Source organism: Niabella yanshanensis (assembly GCF_034424215.1).
Lineage (GTDB): Bacteria > Bacteroidota > Bacteroidia > Chitinophagales > Chitinophagaceae > Niabella > Niabella yanshanensis.
Map to the genome: position 1 here is coordinate 4,179,687 of NZ_CP139960.1, position 19,385 is coordinate 4,199,071.

Below are 19,385 nucleotides of genomic sequence, written 5' to 3' on the forward strand. Positions count from 1 at the left end.
TTTGTTAGTACACTTAATCCCCTCGATATTTTCTTCTATTATCTTTTACAACACTTTTTCTTTTTTTGCTTTCTATTCTTTTTTCTATAGATGCTTTCGATGCCTTTGTAGCAATACGGGCTTTCTTTTTCTGCAGCGCTTTGTTAACTATTTCATTTATTTTTCTGGTGGCATCTGCTTTATTTTCTAATTGTGTACGGTGGGTTTCTGATTTTACCCATAAATACCCTTCATTATTAACACGATTGACGAGCTTTTCGCGTAGCAATTGTTTCTGGGTTGCAGATAATACTGCAGAGCCATCAATATGGAAATTGGCCAACACCGCTGTTTCCACCTTATTCACGTTTTGCCCACCCTTACCACCGCTACGGGTGGTTCTGAAAATAATCTCTTTTGAAACATCCATTTTATTCAATTATCACTCTAAATTATATTTTATATTTTGCATGCATGAAATAAGCCGCATGCATTCTTTATATCTCCGGCTGACAGAACAGGGTTAGGTAGGCAGAGCAGTGACTATCTGCCGGGTGAAAGACAGACCCTGACAAGTGAAAATATAAAAAAGAACCAATGAAAGTGGTGATTCAACGGGTGCTGCAGGCCTCGGTAACGATCGATAAAGCTGTACATTCGGCTATTCATACAGGTCTGATGATATTGCTGGGTATTGAAGATCAGGATAGTGATGAGGATGTTCGCTGGCTGAGCCAGAAAATAACGCAGTTAAGGATTTTTGATGATGCTGAAGGGGTGATGAACTTATCTGTAAAGGATGTGGACGGCGATATATTACTCGTGAGCCAGTTTACCCTGTATGCCTCAACAAAAAAAGGTAACCGGCCTTCCTATATTAAGGCAAGTAAGCCGCCTGTAGCGGTTCCGCTATATGAGCAAATGATCGGTCAACTGCAACAGGACCTGGGAAAAACCATTCAAACAGGTATATTCGGCGCAGATATGCAGGTACAGCTGGTTAACGATGGCCCGGTAACTATTATTATTGACACCAAGAATAAAGAATAATATGACAATCAACGAAGCGCAACAACAGGTAGATGAATGGATCAGGACGGTAGGGGTTAAATATTTTGGCGAGCTTACTAATATGGCGATTCTCACGGAAGAAGTAGGTGAATTGTCAAAGCATATGGCCCGCATTTATGGCGAACAATCTTATAAGAATGGTAAAGTTTATACCCGGGAAGAACAAACGCAAATGCTTGCTGATGAAATGGCCGATGTTTTGTGGGTAGTACTTTGTCTCGCCAATCAAACAGGTATCAACCTCACAGAGGCGTTGAGAAAAAATTTTGATAAGAAAACTATACGGGATGCAGAAAGGCATGTCAATAATGTAAAACTGAAGTAGGTTCTAATGAAGAAAACCTGGATCATCATCAAGCAGTCAGTCGAAGAAATTTTCGACATGCGCATTTTTAAGTTAAGTGCAGCATTAGCGTACTATACCATTTTTTCTATACCAGGTTTACTGATTGTGGTGTTGTGGATAGCAGATGTATTTTCAGGCCATGATGCGAATATTAAGTCCAGTTTATACAGCCAGATATCAGAATTGGTGGGACGCAGTGCATCCCGGCAAATAGAAGCTACTATTACCAATGCCTCAGCCTTCCCGGATAAAAGCTTTTCAACGATCGTAGGTTTAGGTACACTCATTTTCGGTGCGACCAGCATTTTTGCCGAGATACAGGACTCTATAAATGTGATATGGCGGTTGAAAACAAAGCCTAAGAAAGGCAGGGGCTGGCTAAAGTTAATCATCGACCGATTGTTGTCTTTTTCTGTGGTTATCTCGCTGGGGTTTCTATTGCTGGTGTCCTTATTGGTTAACGGCCTGATGGATATTTTTATTGATCAGTTGACAAAGAGCATTCCTGAAACACAGGTTACCATTGCCTATTTGTCTAACCTGGGTATTACTTTTCTGATTACCTCTTTTTTATTCGGACTTATTTTTAAAGTGTTACCGGATGCCCGTATCCGTTGGAAAGCCGTTCGGGCCGGTGCTTTTGTAACAGCTATACTTTTTATGCTTGGCAAATTTTTAATAAGCTATTACCTGGGCCATAATAAGATGACTTCAGCTTATGGTGCCGCAGGCTCCATAATAGTGATATTGCTTTGGGTTTATTATTCCGCTGTTATACTTTATTTCGGTGCTGCGTTTACAAGAGTATTCGCCATACATAACGATATGAATATCTACCCCAATCAATATGCTGTTTGGGTAGAACAGGTAGAAGTGGAGCATGAAGATTCCATTCAAAACCTGCATAACGATAAAGTGGTGGCTGCCCACGAGCATGATGTTATAAAGGAAATTGACCCCAACACCGGACAAGAGAAGAAAGGATAAGCGGCTTTGCGTTACTTTGCTATTTGAGCTGCAACAAAAATTTAACGCTGTAATTTCTGTGAAATAAATAATTCCCCGGGAAACCGTATCTTTCCAACCTGCATTTATACGATGGCCGGTTGGTATTATTTTTTATGCCCGGTCTTTTCGTAACACAGATCTATTATCTTTTTAAACGTGTTTAAATACCGTTCCCGGCCTTCTTTTTTAGTGATGTCTATTTCGCAGACGGTAGTGCCCAGCGTTTTACCATGCAGGACCATGTAATAAATGGCTGCTACAATAGTTCCTGAAACAGCCCTGAAGTCAATATCGCTGTTTTTAAAAGTAAGATCCGCCTTTTTAAAAACAGGTTCTCCAAATTTTTCACGATTGTTGGCAATTGCCCTAAGCGTTTTGTTTTTTTCGCTAATGCCCCAAAGGATGATCTTTTGCATTTCCGGCGACTTCTCAAAATAATGAAAATCGTCTTCCAGGATGGTGATTATCTCCTCTTTTTCAAGGGGGGTGGTCACGTCGTACGCTCCACCCTCCATTTGTTTGATCTGTAAATTCCAGAAATCCCGTTGTTCCAGATATTCTTTAATCAACCCTTCCAATCCCCCAAAATAACGGTAAATCAATTTTTTAGATACACCCGACACTGCTTCAATGCGGTTGACCTTAATATTTTGAAAGCCTTCTTTAATCAATATACTTCCTACCGCTTTGATCAGTTTTTGCTTGGTTTTTTCCTTGTCGTATATTTTCCCCTGATGCGTTTTCCTTTTCATGCGCAGAACTTTATATCCCAAATATCGATTCATTTTTATGCTTTGCAAAATAAATGCAGTTAAACTGACATCTGATCGCATGACCATCTGGTTCTTTTGTCCCCGTTTGGTGAAAATTTTTTTGAAATCTCTTTAACTATTTGTATTTTGGTAATACTCAGCAAAAGCTGAGTGTTTCGTGCCGTTACTAAATTCTATGAAAGGATGGGGCCGGTAGCCTTTATGGCACCACCGCAAGAAGAATGGCCCGGTTAATGAACTGGGGGATAACCCTGTCTTTATATACTTGCTGCCGTTAAATGGTGCTGGTTGGTATCATTTTAACCAGTAACCATTTTTTGAGTGATATTCCTTGCCACCCGTTCTCCATCCATGGCAGCACTTACAATACCTCCTGCATAACCCGCTCCTTCGCCACAGGGATAGAGGTTTTTAACCTGCGGATGCTCTAAGGTTATTGTATCTCTTGGTACCCTTACCGGCGAGGAAGTGCGTGATTCGGTGGCTACCAATACAGCGTCGTTGGTATAATATCCTTTCATCTTTTTACCAAATTCAACAAAGGCTTTTTGTAATGCTCTATTTATAAAAGATGGTAATACTTCACCCAGGTTGGCGCTGCTGATCCCCGGCAAATAAGAACAATCAGGTAGGTTAGATGAGACCTTGTTGGTGCAAAAATCCACCATGCGCTGTGCGGGTGCCTTTAGTGCGCCTCCGCCCAACTGAAATGCTTTATGCTCCACTTCCTGCTGGAAATTCAACAAAGCAAGCGGGTCAGTATCAGAAGATTTCGAATTTTTAATCACATCTGCTAATTGTACCTGAACTACTATGCCGGAATTAGCGTAAGGGTTATTTCTTTTGGAAGGAGACCATCCATTAACTACAATTTCGTTTGGTGCCGTAGCAGCAGGGGCAATGATGCCGCCCGGGCACATACAAAAACTGAATACGCCAATGTTATGCACCTGTTGTACCAGGCTGTAAGACGCAGGGGGTAAATATTCGCCCCTGGTATCACATTTATATTGTGCTGTATCAATCAGGCTTTGAGGATGCTCTGCCCGAACTCCCAAAGCAAAAGGCTTCGCTTCTATCAGAATATTTTTCTTGTGAAGCAGATGAAAGATATCACGGGCAGAATGACCCGTAGCCAGAATAGTTGCTTCGGCTTCCAGCCGGCTTCCATCCTGTGTTATGACACCTTTTAGCGTATGGCTTTCGATAATGAAGTCAACTACTTTTTGATCAAACAACACCTTGCCCCCGCAGTCGATGATCTGATCCCGCATAGCCGTGATGATCTTGGGTAATTTATTGGTGCCAATATGCGGATGTGCTTCATAGAGTATCTTTTCTTCCGCTCCAAACCTTACAAAAAGATTAAGTATTCTGTCTATATCGCCTCTTTTATTGCTTCTGGTGTACAGCTTCCCATCACTATAAGTTCCGGCACCACCTTCTCCGAAACAATAATTACTTTCGGCGTTCACGATTCCTTCCTTGTTCATCGCAGCAAGGTCGCGCCTGCGGGATTTTACGTCCTTACCGCGTTCCAATACAATAGGTTGTATCCCATTCTCAATTAATTGAAGTGCTGCAAATAAACCGGCGGGGCCGGCACCAATTACAATCACCTTCTTATCTGCTTTATTGACGTCTTTAAAGGAGAAGGATTGCAGCTCCCGTTGCTGGTAAGGCTCATTAATAAAAGCGTTTACTTTTAAATTGAACCAGGGCTGCCTGGAACGGGCATCAATCGAATGCTTTAGAATGGTGAAGCCGGTAACGCTGGCCAGATCGATATTTTCGCTGGCGGCTATCTGCTGCTGAATAAAAGTACGATCTGATGCCTCCCGGGGGGATAATTTGAGTTGAATAGTTTTCTGCATGTCTTGTCAGGTTTTTATCCTGAAGAATTTATGCAAAGAAAAGAAGAAAAATGAAATGCGCTGCTGTCAATATATCAGGGGCAGGTTTGATCAATAAGACGTAGGGCTGTCTGCGCTCATGTCTACGTAAATGATCTTATACCGGTTGCCTTTTTTTGAACTCCGAAAAATCCTGTTGAGCAGAAACCCCGTTGCGCCCACACCTGTAGCAATGGCTACATTTCGTGCGTTACGGTCGTCCAGCAAAGGGTCGGCTTTTTCTATCAGGCCGTTAGCAATATTCAAAACAGAGTATCCCAACCCGCCAATAGCTGCAATTCCCCCCAGCTTACCCAGGTAGTGGTTTCGATAGCTGGCTTTAGGAGTATTAATATACTTAATTCCTTTATAATGAAGCTGTAAAATGTAGGTAGTTACAGTGTCATAACTTACGGTTCCGAATATATTAGTATAAGGCGCTGTTGTAAAATATCGCAGGTAAACACTGTCGTTAGCAATTTTGTGAATTAGTGCATCATATCGTCTGCCGTCTGTAGCAAGGAAAGAGATGTTGGTGCCGGCATAATAGTTTTTTACAGGCATGCCATTTTTCTTTCTTACAGAAATGAAATCAGGCACCTGAGCAACGCCCACCAGGGTAGCGGTTAAAAAGCAGAAAATCAACAGCAGCCGTAACATTTGCGCTAAAGATAACAGGATTACTCGAATTCAAATTCATTCAAATTGTTAAAGCGTTAAAAAAATGCTACAAACTCATTCGCTTCGCGAATGCTGCATTCAGGTAGGGCTTTAGATCGGCAAAAGGTATCCAAACCTTAATTTCTCCATCGGCATAGGATGCAATTTCATACGGACTATACGAAAAGCCAAGCCCTTTGGGCGAAAAATAGAAATTATTATTGGGTTCCAGTTTTTTCACGAATAGCCTTGAGCTTAAGGGAGCGGAGGATGGTACTGCATATTGCTTCCGGTAATGCTGTTCCACTAGTCGTTGCATCGTTGTTGAATCGATCGATAAAAGATCCTGCAAGGACAACTGTTTTTGAGCCGTTACATCGAAGCAATACATGCGTGTACCATAATTACCATGGGCGCCTCCTGTATACGCATAGCTATACATGCTCAAAACCAAATATCCGTTCTGGTTAAACAATACATTGCCCAGGGCTTCATATTCCCTGTTCAGGAAATAATGAGGTCCGTCATCGGCTACACCAACAATACTGCTGTCCACTTCGGCTTCATACCCATCAACAACCTGTCGTACCTGGGCGTCCACGATTTGCTGCATGGATAAGTCACGAGAATTTTTCTTTTGGTCTCCCAGGAAGTTTTTTACTTTTTCATTCAGCCAGCCCTGATTTTTATCAGGGGTAGCTATAATACACACTGCCGTCTTCAGGGTAGGGGTGTCCTTTTTAAATTTAAGATACTGTGCCGAGTCAACTGCACCTACTGCTATCAGGTTAACAGATGGTTGAATGGATGATTCTTTCAGGTCGATAGGGTAAGTGGTTTTCTCGTCGCCACTGGTCCAAGTACCTTTAATGCCGTCCACTGCGATAGCCATAGACAGAGCCGGAGACTTGCCTGAAGTGATATTGGTAATCTCTATTAAATAAATACTATCACCAGTCGTTTTCTCCCAGTTCCTGGAAAGAAATATGGATTGCCCCTGTTCTATATAATAGTAGTTGGCATCAACGCGATTGCCTGCTTTTACCATATTCATTACTACTGCTTTCCCGGCGATAGTGCCTTCCAGGGTTTTGAAAAAATAAGTATCTGTCAGGTTTTGCGTTTTGGGGATACTATCTCGCAAAGAAGTGCCATTGTCGGCAGGTTTTTTGTCTTTGTTTTTACAGGCAAAAATAGTCAGCAGTAAAAGACAGCCGATAAAAGTCCGGTTATACATATAATAAGGTTTGGATAGTTCTGAAAATCATTATTGTCTACAAAAATTCATGCCACAAATAGTATAAGCATAAATGTTGGTAACCCGGGCGAAATTACAACGGGCTGTCTTATTTTTATTCCTCTAAATCATTTTGTTAATCAATTTCATGAAGTATTGTGTTTTCGTGAGTTTAGGTTGGGCCCGGGTTCTGCTACTGAGCGTTCGGTTGGTCACTTGTGGTATGTGCGGTTGGCTACTATTTTGTACCCCTGTATCAGTTCGGGCGCAGGTGGCGCCCTCCAAACCGGCTAAAGTTTTGGCTGAGGATACTGTATTTGCAGAGGGCAGGTTTGAAAATGCCATGACTGCGACGGTGGTAAAAAGGCGGCTATTGGAGCCTCCCACTAACAAGGCTACCCTGCTTCATCTCGTCAACACCCTCCCCGGTGTGCGTATGGAAGAGCGCTCGCCCGGCAGTTACCGGCTTAATATGCGGGGAAGCTCGCTCAGATCTCCTTTTGGTGTAAGAAATATAAAGATTTACTGGAACGATATTCCCTTAACCGATCCGGGGGGTAATACTTATTTCAACCAGCTTGCACCGGGTAGTTTTTCTGATATGACTTTTATAAAAAGCACTGCCAACACCAGTTACGGTGCAGGAACCGGTGGGCAGGTACTGATCAGGAACAGGCCGGCAAAGGCCAATGAAGCGTCGGTGGAGTTGTATGGCGGGAGTTACCAGCTAAGGGGGCTCTCGGCCTCGGGTAATATTGCAGGAGCCAAAACTGCCTCAAGGATTAGTTATGCGCATCATGAAACAGATGGTTACCGGGAGCAATCTGCGATGCGCCGGGATAATCTTTCGTGGACCAGTGAATTTAAAATATCAGAAAAGCAACAAATAAGTGCCAATGTATTATTTACTGATATGTATTACCAAACGCCCGGGGGGCTCACGCTCACCGAGTTTCAGGCCAACCCCCGATCGGCGCGGCCGGCTGCGGGTATATTCCCATCGGCGACCGATGCAAAAGCTGCCATATTTCAACGAAACCTTACTGCCGGCATAGGGTATAAAAATAAATTCAATGAAGTGTTCTCTAACAGTACAACGGTGTACGGTTCCTACAACCGGATTGAAAATAGTGCTGTCAGGAATTACGAAATGCGCAACGAACCTCATTTCGGCGCGAGAACTATTTTTAAGCTGGAAAAGAAGTGGGGTAGCGGCAACAGCATCGATTGGCAGAACGGCGCTGAATTACAATCAGGAAATTTTAACATAAAAGTGCTGGGTAACAGAAAGGGGAATGCGGATACCCTGCAAACAAACGACGATGTGCAAACCACCGTTTACACTATATTTTCCCAAATCGTCTTTGATATGGCTAATAAGTGGAGTTATAGTGCCGGATTAAGCTATAATAAAAGCCGGATTGATTTCGAAAGACTGAGTGATCGTCCCGTTGTAAACCAGCCATTTTCTTTTAGCACTGAACTGATACCCCGGTTGGCTATTTCCAAAGCCTTTGGTGGTGATAATAGCGTCGGTGTATTGATCTCTAAATCATTTTCTCCTCCTACAGTAGCCGAACTACTGCCTTCTACCGGCATTATTAACACGTCGCTGGGGGCAGAAAAAGGATGGAACTTCGAATTGCTGGGCAAGATTAACGCGCTACCGCGATTCAACATCGAAGCAAGCCTCTTTGCTTTCAGATTGAACAATGCCCTGGTACAACGACGTGATGAATCAGGAGCCGATTATTTTACCAATGCAGGCAGTACCCGGCAAAACGGGGCAGAATTCTTCACCCGGTATAATTATGTTCGCCGCAACTCGTTTATTGAAACAGGCTGGCTCACAGCTGCATATACTTACAGTCATTTCAGATATGCCGAATTTGAGAAAGAGGGAAATGATTTTTCGGGTAAAGTACTGCCCGGTGTACCGTCTAATACATTTTCCATTTGGGGAGACGCTTATTTAAGAAATGGTTTTTACGTTATCGGATCTTATTATGGAGCATCCTCCATTTTTCTAAATGATGCAAATACAGTTAGTACCCGCCCTTATCATTTGGTGACAGCAAAAGTTGGATATATAACCACTATTAAAAAAGTTCAGTTGAATTTTTATGCCGGCGCAGATAACCTGCTTAATCAAACCTACAGCCTGGGTAATGACATTAATGCGGTTTCAGGCCGATACTACAATGCCGCTCCGCGCAGAAATTATTATGCGGGAGCGGCATTCTCACTAACGAAATAAGGTTACCTGAAAGTGGCAACCGCCATATTAGCGGCCTCATATGCCATTTTCTGGTTATAGGTAAGGGTAATGCTTTTAATATTGATAAGGTCTACTATGGTTCCTACAAAGCAAAGGCCTGCAGTGAAAAAGTATAAAATACCAAGCCCGATATCACCCGTAATGATCCTGTGTATGCCGGCGAAGCCAACGAATCCAAGAAGTGCCAGCACCAGCATTAAGGTGCGGTCCCTCCTTTTGCCCTGGAATATAGCCAGGAAGGTTTGTTGCTGTTGTTCGGTCATATTTTGAGTAAGTTGCATGATCGTCGCCATTTCGTCGTATTCCATATCAGGAAACATTCTTACAAGTTGTTGCTGGTCCATAGTTGTTTGTTTTGTTGATTGTATATATTGCTTTACAGCTTTGATAAAAAATAATCAGGGTAGCGGGAATACCTAAAATATGTTCCTGTACTGACTTTTGAAAATCAAAATGCAGGGCATAATGGATGGCATGGCCGAGTCCGCAGCCCGGGCACCAGGGAAATCCCAGGTTTTTTAAAATGCAAAGTGAGGCAGAACTGTCTACTTTCATGATCCCCAACAGTATCAACGCACCGTTCCAAAGAATCACCTCGCTATATTTTTGTAAAAACCTGAGCATGGGGCTTTAAATTATAACACAAAATTAATGGCTGCAATGCCTGCGGCACAGTGCTGGTCGGTGAATTGTGATTAAATAGCGGTGAACTGTGAATTGGAAATGGTAAGTCGGGGGAATATGAGTTCTTCTAAATGAAAAGAGGATAGCACATGGACCACGCACTATCCCCCCCGGATATCATATATAATATGTTTTTAATATTACTTTCTAAGCGCCCATTTGATCATCTCTTTCCAGGTAGGCTTCTTTCCATACATTAATATACCAGTGCGGTATATTTTACCGGCGAACCATACCATAAAGAGAAAGCTGGCTACCAGTAAAATCATGCTTAATGCCAGTTGCCAGTAAGGTACGGTACCCGGTACGCCATATGCTACACGGGCCATCATAACAATAGGCGACGTAAATGGAATAATACTCGTCCAAACTGCTACAGGGCTGGTAGGGTCTTTCATGGCTATTGTGAGCATGAAAATTGCGAAAATGATAATAAGGGTGATTGGAAAAGACAGTGACTGCGCTTCCCTTACGTCTTCGTTGACCGCGCTTCCAACTGCTGCGTAAATGGAGGAGTAGAAGAAAAAGCCGCTTAAAAAATAAAATGCAAATAAGGTGAGCAGTAGTCCCATGTTTACGCTGGTAAATACTTTTTGAGCGCTCTGCACCATTTCTCCCATTGCGGGGTTAGCTTCAACAACAGCAGCCTTACTCACGTTAAAGATGATAAATACAAAAGCAATCCATAGGAGGAACTGGGTTAAGGCCACCAGGGCAATTCCTACAATTTTGCCTAGCATCAGCTGAAAAGGTTTTACAGAAGACACCATTACCTCGGCAATGCGATTTGTTTTTTCCTCCATTACACCCATCATTACCTGGGAACCATAGATCAGCAAAATAAAATAAACCAGGAAGCCGGCAGCATAGCCGATGATCATCGCAAAAGTGCCATTTGAATTCTTATCCTTCAGGTTTTCAGCAGATACATTTAAACGACTGCCAGTCAGGGTTTCGCGCTTCTGCATATCGATCCCTAATTCCTCGTACTTGATGTCATTCCAGATATTGTTGAGTTTGGACTGTACTTCCGGAATAGCGCCCAGGGTCCGGTTGGATTTAACGGAGATATTTCCCGGAGTTTTATCCACCATGATATTGGCGGGAATAACCACATAGCCGTCATACCCCTGTGTCTCAAAGTTCTCAGATAATTTCTTCGGGTCATCTTTTACCAGTGTGAGCACATTGGATTTACCGGTCTCATTGGCTTCTGCAATTTTTGCGGATGTAAATTTTCCTGAAGAGTCAACTACGGCAATTTTAAGTCTGGTAGACGAGTTGGCACCAATATAAGAGGTTCCAAATATCAGCCCAAGGTATAGTAACGGGAATAACAGGGTAGATATGATAAAGGTTTTCTTCCGTACACGGGTTAGAAACTCGCGTTGTATAATTAAAAATGTTTTATTCATGAGTAGTGTTTGGATATTAATTATCTATTTCCTGGAAACGACGGGCCAATGGAGTGCCTTCTACCTGCCGGATAAATATCTCATTCAGACTGGGTAGTATCTCATTAAAAGATTCTATCAAAATTCCCTTTGATAAAAGATATTGCAGTATTTCATTATTGTTTCTGCCATCTCTTTTCTGAACAATAATGCTGTTACCGCGGGTGCCCTTAATAGAAAAGACTTCGTTATCTTCCGGTAACACTCCCTTTTCAGTAAGCGTTATTTTATACAGATCTTCTTTAAAATCCTGCTTTACCTGCCCTACGGTGCCGTCCAGAATTTTTTGCCCCCGGTTCACTAAAACGATATGGTCGCAAATTTCCTCCACCTGTTCCATGCGATGCGTGCTGAATATTATGGTAGATCCATTTTTGGCGAGGTTAAAGATCTCATCTTTGATCAGGTTGCTGTTTACAGGATCCAGGCCACTAAAAGGTTCATCCAGTATAACCAGTTTGGGGCTGTGAAGAACGGTGGTTACGAACTGGAGTTTTTGTTGCATACCTTTTGAAAGGTCTTCCACTTTTTTATTCCACCAGCTCTCCATTTCAAAGCGGGCAAACCATTGTTTTATTTTTTCGGTGGCTTCTTTTTTGCCAAGCCCCTTTAATTGAGCCAGGTAAAGGGTTTGTTCCCCGATCTTCATTTTCTTATAGAGGCCACGCTCTTCAGGCATATAGCCGATTTTCGCAATGTCATTAGCCGGATCGAAAGGTTTGCCATCAAAAATGATAGAACCGCTATCGGGATAAAAGATGCCCGTTATCATTCTTATGAGTGTGGTTTTACCGGCTCCGTTAGGCCCCAGCAGGCCAAAAATCTGGCCGGGTTCAATGCTCAAACTGATGTCGTCCACAGCTTTCTGTGTGGCGAAATACTTCTTAAGATTTTTTACTTCAAGTAGCGGCATTATTGTTTATTTGGTAGTTCGTATCCCTCAAAGATAAATTGTTACAGTTTACACCGCTTTTATTTTACACCAACGGAAGCGATCCATGTTTGAAGTCAATATTTTATTATTGTTATTGCTTTATTAATGTTGTAGTTGTGAATTGATCCGGTATTTCCCGCAACTTTGCAGCTTATCGACAAGTATATGAACAGAAAATATTTTACACTTTCAACTTTTTTGATCATCATTATTCTGTCCGTTTCCGGATGGGGGTACCTGGTACATCGTACAATTGCTCAATTGGCTATCTATGAGTTACCTAAGTCTATGCAGTCTTTTTTCTACACCTACAAAGACTCGTTGGTGTATGGTGCTCCCAGACCTGATGTAAGACGTAACCAGGATGAGTCAGAAGGTAGTAAGCATTATATGGATATGGAGTATTTTGGTGACTCTGCTTTTACCGTTGTGCCGCGCAAATTGGAAGATGCGGTGGCTAAGTATAGTTTAGATACACTTAATAAATATGGAACACTGCCTTATGTTGTGGTTGAATACATGGGTAGATTAACTGAGGCTTTCCGTTCGCAGAATGCAGACAGCATTGTGTTTTATGCGGCAGACCTGAGTCACTATATTGCAGATGCGCATGTGCCCCTGCACACTTCTATTAATTACGACGGCCAGCTTACCGGGCAAAATGGTATTCACGACTTATGGGAGACGACCGTGCCCGAGGTTGAGATACTGGGTTATCAATTAACCAGCCGTCACAAGGCTAAATACCTTAAGTCTCCCGAGCAGGAAATATGGAAGATCATTGAACATACTTTCTCCTTACTGCCGGAGATGTTTGCGCAGGAAAAAGAGGTTTCGAAGAATTTTACCGACTCAACCAAGTACCGCTGGGAAGTTCGGTGGGGTAAAAACAGGCGTTTTTATACCAGCGCTTTTGCAAAAGAATATTCCCGTGCCTTAAAAAGTTCTATTAATGATCAACTAATAGCCTCTTCAGATGCGCTGGCTGATTTCTGGTACACGGCCTGGGTAAATGCCGGCCGTCCTGATCTGAATAAAATATTAAAGACGCCTTATAATAAAAGCGGTTTTAAAAATGAAAAGAAAGCCTTCCTGAAAAATCAGCTGGTGGCTAAGAAGATCCTGATCTCTACCCAGAGAATGACCAGGGATTAATCCCTATCGCTGATAGATGCTGGTACCTTGATATAAGATACTGGCTGGCTTTCTGTCTCCCATTAACTTTATTTCTGTGACCCGTATTGGCCTTATATCAGATACGCATAATTTTTTAGATGAACAGGTGTTTCAGTATTTTGACAAATGTGACGAGGTCTGGCATGCCGGTGACTTTGGTACCGTTGGTATAGCTGAGCAATTGCACGCTTTTAAACCACTGCGGGGCGTGTATGGCAATATTGACGGCGCCGATATCCGTTCGCAGTTTGGTGAAATAGCCACTTTTACCATCGAAAACGTGAAGGTAATGATGAAGCATATCGGGGGATATCCACCTAAGTACAACACCGAAACCAAGAAGCAGGTTATTGCCGAAAAGCCGCAGCTATTTATCAGTGGTCATTCCCATATATTAAAAGTAATGTACGATGAGGACCTTCGGTGCCTGCATATGAACCCAGGCGCTGCTGGTAAACAAGGCTGGCAAAAAGTGCGTACCCTGATCCGCTTCGTCATTGACGGCAGTAATTTTAAGGATTGTGAAGTGATTGAGTTGGGGAAGAAATAGTAAATAGCTAGTAGAGAATAGTGAATGGTGAATAGTGTCATGTCCTGAAAAAAGTGGACATTTTTCTTGTTAATAATATTGTTTCAAATTTCATTATTTAATAAAAGTTAACCTTAGAATTACACCGCCCGCGCGGCGAGCGCATCTTCCTGGTTTGACATACTATGCTGCATTGTGTAACTGTATAGGTATTCTTAAATTTAAAGACCAATGGGGACGGCGGTAATTATAAGTATATATGGCCTCTTTCACTGCTTTAAATGCTTCCTGCTTATCGGCAAATACACTATCTAAAAGAAATTCCTGTTTCAATATCCCATTTACCCTTTCTGCCTGTGCATTTTCGTAACAATGATTTTCTTCAGTCATGCTAATTTCCATTCCGGCCTCCTGTAGTGCTGACACATAAGCATCACAACAATACTGGATGCCCCGATCGGAATGGTGGATCGTTCCCAGCGTCGAAGGATACTGCCTGATACTCATCTCAAGAGCTTTTAGTGCTCCAGCAATACCCAAACTCTCACTCAAATGCCAGCCGGTGATCTTTCGAGACCAGGCATCTGTTTGCAAAAACAGGTATACAAACCCGCTCGACGTCCTCAAATAAGTAATATCACTTACAATTACCTGGCCGGGTCCTGTAAGTAATTGATCTTTAACCTTATTGTTATACTTGCGAAAGCGATGATAAGAATCCGTTGTAGTAACATACCTCCTTCTTCTTTTTATCAACAACTTCTGCTTGCGTAGTATATCAAAGAACTTATCGCGACCAACTCTACTGCCCGGTTTTGCCAAATCAGCTTTTAATAACGAATACAGTTTTTTACCTCCTATCATCGGCTGATAACGCCGAACCGAACCTACTAAATCTACCACTACAGCCTCTGTTAAATCCGATTGAATAATTGTTCTCAGCGATTTATAATAACCCGAACGGCTGTAACCAAAGTACAAACACAGCCGATTTACTTTTTGCCCTTTCTCCCCACACATGCGGATGACTGCTGTGCGAAATTTTTTTTTACATCTGTATCATAATGCTCATCCACTATGTCGATTAGTGTTTCCAAAGCTTGCTTCTCCAACATGCTGTCTGCCAAGGCCAGCTTCAGCTTTTTTACTTCAGCTTCCAATTCTTTTAAACGGTCTTTTTCTTCAAGCGTCTCCACTCTTAACACTTTACTTAATAAATGATGTTTACCAAATTGTCTGATCCAATTTTGAATAGTACTGCCCCCGCCGATATTATACCGCCTGCGAACAGACTCTACTGATAACCCTTTCTCCACTTCTCTGACAACTTTTTGCTTAAAGCTAATACTATACCGAACCTGTTCTCTAATGGATATCTTCGTCATCTGTCAGTTTTTTAATATAAAAACTGTCAACCTATACCAGGACAAGACATAGGAGAATGGAAAATGCGATTAGGACTCCCTAATTATTTTTAGCTTACCTACCACCTTAAGTCACTGTCAACAGTCAACCAACCGCTGTCCTCTTATCAGAACCCCTACTAACTATCCCCTAATAACCTCTACTAAAACCATCCTCGTCCTTGGCCTACCTCTCTGAATGGCCATGGAATGGAAGCCAGCATGATAATAAACGCAATGGCGTAAAACAGAACGGTTTTACGATGTTTGGTAGCATCGGGAATATTCTTTTTAGCAAAGGATTTGCCTACATGAACTAAAGCTATGGCTATAAGCATTCCTAAAAGATGCTCTACTGCAAAGAAGCGATAAACAGGGGCTTTCATGATGTCCCCCATGGGCATTTGTTGAAAAAGCTTCAATCCGAAAGTACCGGTAAACCATTGTACTAATCCGATTAACAGGTTGACATCGCAACAAATCATTAATAATAAGCCGGCGGTAGCGTGGCCTTTGGTAAAGGGTTTATTGCCCGCGCCAAGACTTTTGAAAATGGCAACTAAAAATAAAAGCACGATGGCCCAGCGTAAAAAGCTGTGTAAATGTAGTAATCCGGTTTGCATAGCTTCGAGATTTGTGAGAACGAAAATAGGCAATTGTTACGGATTTACTATGGGCTTAACGCTTAAAACATTTACTTTGCAGCACTTAAATAGTAAACTATGGCTTTAATTGCCCCTTCTTTATTGGCTGCTGATTTTTTAAAACTACAGGCAGAGTGTGAAATGGTTAATAACAGCGCGGCAGATTGGTTGCACCTGGATGTAATGGACGGTATGTTTGTTCCCAATATTAGCTTTGGCCCGATGGTGATTGAGTTTGTTCGAAAGGTAGTAAATAAACCCTGTGATGTGCATTTGATGATTGAGCAGCCGGCACGTTATGCTGAGCAGTTCAAGAATGCGGGGGCCGACCATTTAACGATTCATATTGAAGCCTGCCCGATGCTGCACCAGGATATTACACAGATCAAAGCATTAGGCATGAAAGCCGGAGTAGCTGTGAACCCGCATACACCTGTTTCTTTATTGAGCGATATTCTGCATGAGGTGAGTATTGTAAACCTGATGAGCGTAAATCCTGGTTTTGGTGGACAGAAGTTTATAGCATATACCCTGGAGAAAATTAAGCAACTCAAGCAAATGATCCGGGAGCGTAACCTGGATGTATTGATAGAGATCGATGGTGGTGTAACAATTGAGAACGCAAAGGAGATTATTGACGCAGGAGCCGATGTGTTGGTGGCAGGCAGTACTGTTTTCAGGGCTACAGACCCCATAGCTGCTGTTGAAAAACTGAAGTCTTTGTAACAACCACGATGTACTCATTGTAAATTACCTCCATTTATTGCCGAAGGTATCCCAGCTGGTGATCCCTATTTTAAATTGAAGGGGTGCCTGGAACTGGTTGGCAAACGCGCTGGATGCATAAACGCCTAGTTTTATTTTCTGGAAATTTTGAAAAGGTAACTTGAATATGCGTTCAACTCCCGCGAAGGCTTCCACATACCTGAGGCTTCTTTCAGGCGCTATTAAAAATCCTGCACCGGCAACCTCCCTCAGTCCCAGTTTTTTGAATACAGGTATTTTATTAAGGATGGCTCCGTTGAACTCATGAAAATAATGGCCCTCATAAAATCTTTTGAATGTGGCGAAAGTGGAGTCCATGGATTGAAATGCTTCTATCGGGTTCATAAATAAAATAGGATCCCCCCTGCGCTGCCATTTATAGTCTACCAGTCTCAGGTCTTTTGTATTCAAAAAGCTGCCGGTTTTGATATTATACTGGGCATTTCCTATTAGTCCCATTCTAAATTGTTGCCGTATGCCTAGTTCGTTGTAATCAAAATTAACCTGGCTGCCGAATAGTCGCGGAATACCTTTTCTCCATTTCATATAAAAGGTAGGCCAATTAGGCTCCAGTATAATTTTCTCTAAAGGCTCTCTTATATAAGGCTGTAGCGGGGTGTAACTAAGCTCTATATCTGCATAGAGTGCATTGTAAGCGTCAAAGGAAGGAGCAGCACCTGTGGGTTCTAAAAGTACTTTCTGAAAGGCCGAGTCGACAAAGCTGTAAGTTTTATAACCTGCCAGACTCCTGCGTAAAGCCATGCTTGCACTGGTTTTAATGTAAAGGCCGTTGATCAGTTCGCGGGACCAGCCGGCACTTAACGCATTGTCGAGGTAATAATTGCTGCGTTTGAGCTGATTGATCCAGGCATCACCCGAAAAAATGGCTGCAAAATCCCTCGACACTCCAAGGGTGTAACTGCCCTGGTTAAAAGTGTTGTATCTCCTGGATAGCTGGATGCGCCCGTTAATGTCTTTATTCAGATAGCCATAGCTAAGATTCGTGTGAAGCCAGGTGGTTCGTCTAAGGCTGTCGGTTTTATAAAAAGAAAAAGGTAACTGGGTTCTAAATCCTCCAAAGCCAAAAGCGATGGTAGATGCTATAGCCGGTAAGCTGTAACGCACGCCTTTTTCATGATAGCTTAATATTTGACCTTTGTAAAATATCTTTTTCCAGTCAGCCTTATTGGTTTTTTGATCAATCGAGTCCAGGTAAGCTTTACTGCGGGTTACAACATTTACGCTATCGGTATATTGAATCAGCCTCATTTCTTTATCGGTAAGTGGCTCTGTTCTTACAGATGCCCAGAAGATGCTATCGCGATGATAGGCATCCCGCGTGGCTGCGCTCAGCTCCGGGCCAAAATATTTCCTGTCAAAGGATTTATTCAATTCGTAGTCCCGGTAGGTTACAGTGGTGTTTCCCGAAGCTTTGCGACGCCTGGTATTAGAATGATAAGTGAAGGTCTGTTTGCTTAGCATCCATGCCAGGTTATTCACTAATTCGTATTGTTGTGCTACTTCAAAAAAATCGTATTCGGGTAAATGATAGGAGGGAAAAGACAACCTGGTACTTAATATTACCCAGGCGCTATCATATATAACAATTTCGCCGGATACCGTAGCATTGCTTAAGCTGGTCGGTTTTACTCCGATAGTATATACGTTATAACTGCCTCGCTTTTCCGTTTTTAAGGTTTTGAATTTATAGGCTATTAAGCCGCTGTAGCTAACGGGGGAGAGAAACGGAGTAACTGAAAGTGCCGGTACTTTAACGAGGTTGTCATAGAAGTTAAAACGTCCTTGTGTAGTGGATAAATAAAACAGGTTAGTGGTGTTGCCTCTGCGGGTTACACCGGTTCGCTCTTCTTTATAACGGGCAGCATTTTCGTAATCAAGACGCAGGTATATTTCGCTCATCGATAATGGAGGCGGTGGATTCTTTTTGATGAGCGAGTCTTTGACAGGTTTCTTTTTAATTGCTTTGGGCGTTATTGAATCTTCCTGCACAGCTTTGATATAGATATTACAGCTATAGGCACCTGGTGCAGCCTGCAAATCATCTTTATGCCTGATCACCTGCCTGATATAATCCTCCGCCCGGTCTTTGGTTCTGGCTCTGATAGTTATCGAAGACAAGCTATTGTCAGCTTCTTCCAAAATAATGGGGTGGATAACATTTTGCTTATTGATAACTACTTTAACCGTTTTGGTGTGATAGCCGATCATAGATATAATCAATTCATATATACCACTATTTAAATCAATGCTATAGCTCCCGTCTTCTTTCGAAAGTATGCCTGTTGGACGGCCTTTTAACTGCAGGCTGGCAAAAGCCAATGGCTCCATTCTTTTATTGGTGATGGTTCCTGCCAGCCGGTATTGCGCATTGGCCTGATGGCATAGAATTGTTAAAGGTATAAGCAGTATGAACTTCATTGCTGCAAAACTGTTATGACCATGTTATAAGTATTTCCCAATTAAAGAAGATTTAACAAAATCCACATTTGTTGATAAGTTAAATGCGGTTCTTTTGATTGAAGAAAAGTATA

At 42.3% G+C, this 19,385-nt stretch carries 19 protein-coding genes and 1 pseudogene; 7 read left to right on the forward strand and 13 right to left on the reverse strand.

What is annotated here, in order from left to right:
- Positions 1–13: 13 nt before the first annotated feature.
- Positions 14–394 (reverse strand): annotated as a pseudogene (gene arfB, locus U0035_RS17360) (alternative ribosome rescue aminoacyl-tRNA hydrolase ArfB); the annotation flags it as partial.
- Positions 395–576: 182 nt separating this feature from the next.
- Between arfB and dtd the strand changes: the two are divergent.
- The 3 genes from dtd to U0035_RS17375 are packed head-to-tail and all read left to right on the forward strand — an operon-like array spanning position 577 to position 2,383.
- Positions 577–1,029 (forward strand): D-aminoacyl-tRNA deacylase, encoded by a 453-nt coding sequence (gene dtd, locus U0035_RS17365; protein ID WP_114792463.1) that lies wholly within the window; start codon positions 577–579, stop codon positions 1,027–1,029.
- A 1-nt stretch (position 1,030) separates the two neighbouring features.
- Positions 1,031–1,375, forward strand: a complete 345-nt coding sequence (locus tag U0035_RS17370; protein WP_114792464.1) for a nucleotide pyrophosphohydrolase — start codon at positions 1,031–1,033, stop codon at positions 1,373–1,375.
- Positions 1,376–1,381: 6 nt separating this feature from the next.
- The gene (locus U0035_RS17375) at positions 1,382–2,383 is read left to right on the forward strand and encodes a YihY/virulence factor BrkB family protein (protein WP_114792465.1); all 1,002 of its coding nucleotides are present in this window, start codon (positions 1,382–1,384) and stop codon (positions 2,381–2,383) included.
- Between the two features lie 125 nt (positions 2,384–2,508).
- Here the strand turns inward: U0035_RS17375 and U0035_RS17380 are convergent, their stop codons facing one another.
- The 4 genes from U0035_RS17380 to U0035_RS17395 all read right to left on the reverse strand — a co-directional run bounded on the left by U0035_RS17380 (position 2,509) and on the right by U0035_RS17395 (position 6,966).
- Positions 2,509–3,156 (reverse strand): TetR/AcrR family transcriptional regulator, encoded by a 648-nt coding sequence (locus tag U0035_RS17380; protein WP_162817973.1) that lies wholly within the window; start codon positions 3,154–3,156, stop codon positions 2,509–2,511.
- A gap of 320 nt (positions 3,157–3,476) precedes the next feature.
- Positions 3,477–5,051, reverse strand: a complete 1,575-nt coding sequence (locus tag U0035_RS17385; RefSeq protein ID WP_114792467.1) for an NAD(P)/FAD-dependent oxidoreductase — start codon at positions 5,049–5,051, stop codon at positions 3,477–3,479.
- Positions 5,052–5,141: 90 nt separating this feature from the next.
- Positions 5,142–5,729 (reverse strand): hypothetical protein, encoded by a 588-nt coding sequence (locus U0035_RS17390; protein WP_114792468.1) that lies wholly within the window; start codon positions 5,727–5,729, stop codon positions 5,142–5,144.
- A gap of 67 nt (positions 5,730–5,796) precedes the next feature.
- Positions 5,797–6,966 (reverse strand): DUF3298 and DUF4163 domain-containing protein, encoded by a 1,170-nt coding sequence (locus U0035_RS17395; protein WP_114792469.1) that lies wholly within the window; start codon positions 6,964–6,966, stop codon positions 5,797–5,799.
- Positions 6,967–7,264: 298 nt separating this feature from the next.
- On the opposite strand from U0035_RS17395, the gene U0035_RS17400 reads away from it, so the two are divergent.
- Positions 7,265–9,223: a TonB-dependent receptor gene (locus U0035_RS17400; RefSeq protein ID WP_162817974.1), complete on the forward strand. Its 1,959-nt coding sequence runs from the start codon at positions 7,265–7,267 to the stop codon at positions 9,221–9,223.
- 2 nt (positions 9,224–9,225) lie between these two features.
- Here U0035_RS17400 and U0035_RS17405 read toward each other — a convergent pair whose 3' ends face one another.
- The 4 genes from U0035_RS17405 to U0035_RS17420 form a co-directional block, all read right to left on the reverse strand.
- Positions 9,226–9,588 carry a TM2 domain-containing protein gene (locus tag U0035_RS17405; RefSeq protein WP_114792471.1) on the reverse strand — a complete coding sequence of 121 codons (363 nt, stop codon included), beginning with the start codon at positions 9,586–9,588 and terminating at the stop codon, positions 9,226–9,228.
- Entirely contained in the window at positions 9,554–9,868 is a 315-nt protein-coding gene (locus U0035_RS17410) for a DUF2752 domain-containing protein (RefSeq protein WP_114792472.1), read from the reverse strand. The genes U0035_RS17405 and U0035_RS17410 overlap by 35 nt, the downstream gene beginning before the upstream one ends.
- A gap of 200 nt (positions 9,869–10,068) precedes the next feature.
- Positions 10,069–11,343, reverse strand: a complete 1,275-nt coding sequence (locus U0035_RS17415; RefSeq protein WP_114792473.1) for an ABC transporter permease — start codon at positions 11,341–11,343, stop codon at positions 10,069–10,071.
- A gap of 16 nt (positions 11,344–11,359) precedes the next feature.
- Positions 11,360–12,295, reverse strand: a complete 936-nt coding sequence (locus U0035_RS17420; protein WP_114792474.1) for an ABC transporter ATP-binding protein — start codon at positions 12,293–12,295, stop codon at positions 11,360–11,362.
- Positions 12,296–12,481: 186 nt separating this feature from the next.
- On the opposite strand from U0035_RS17420, the gene U0035_RS17425 reads away from it, so the two are divergent.
- Together U0035_RS17425 and U0035_RS17430 are read left to right on the forward strand one after the other, a co-directional pair.
- Complete coding sequence (locus tag U0035_RS17425) at positions 12,482–13,471, forward strand: zinc dependent phospholipase C family protein (protein ID WP_114792475.1); 990 nt, start codon at positions 12,482–12,484, stop codon at positions 13,469–13,471.
- 76 nt (positions 13,472–13,547) lie between these two features.
- Positions 13,548–14,042, forward strand: a complete 495-nt coding sequence (locus U0035_RS17430; RefSeq protein WP_114792476.1) for a metallophosphoesterase family protein — start codon at positions 13,548–13,550, stop codon at positions 14,040–14,042.
- A 162-nt stretch (positions 14,043–14,204) separates the two neighbouring features.
- Here U0035_RS17430 and U0035_RS17435 read toward each other — a convergent pair whose 3' ends face one another.
- The 3 genes from U0035_RS17435 to U0035_RS17445 all read right to left on the reverse strand — a co-directional run bounded on the left by U0035_RS17435 (position 14,205) and on the right by U0035_RS17445 (position 16,047).
- Positions 14,205–15,002: an IS3 family transposase gene (locus U0035_RS17435; protein WP_162818026.1), complete on the reverse strand. Its 798-nt coding sequence runs from the start codon at positions 15,000–15,002 to the stop codon at positions 14,205–14,207.
- 11 nt (positions 15,003–15,013) lie between these two features.
- Positions 15,014–15,406: a transposase gene (locus tag U0035_RS17440; protein WP_114793349.1), complete on the reverse strand. Its 393-nt coding sequence runs from the start codon at positions 15,404–15,406 to the stop codon at positions 15,014–15,016.
- A 182-nt stretch (positions 15,407–15,588) separates the two neighbouring features.
- Positions 15,589–16,047: a hypothetical protein gene (locus tag U0035_RS17445; RefSeq protein WP_114791754.1), complete on the reverse strand. Its 459-nt coding sequence runs from the start codon at positions 16,045–16,047 to the stop codon at positions 15,589–15,591.
- Positions 16,048–16,146: 99 nt separating this feature from the next.
- On the opposite strand from U0035_RS17445, the gene rpe reads away from it, so the two are divergent.
- A complete protein-coding gene (gene rpe / locus U0035_RS17450) occupies positions 16,147–16,794 on the forward strand; it encodes a ribulose-phosphate 3-epimerase (RefSeq protein WP_114791753.1) in 648 nt (215 codons plus the stop codon).
- Between the two features lie 24 nt (positions 16,795–16,818).
- On the opposite strand, the gene U0035_RS17455 is transcribed toward rpe, so the two are convergent.
- Positions 16,819–19,272: a DUF5686 and carboxypeptidase regulatory-like domain-containing protein gene (locus U0035_RS17455; protein ID WP_114791752.1), complete on the reverse strand. Its 2,454-nt coding sequence runs from the start codon at positions 19,270–19,272 to the stop codon at positions 16,819–16,821.
- Positions 19,273–19,385 lie beyond the last annotated feature (113 nt).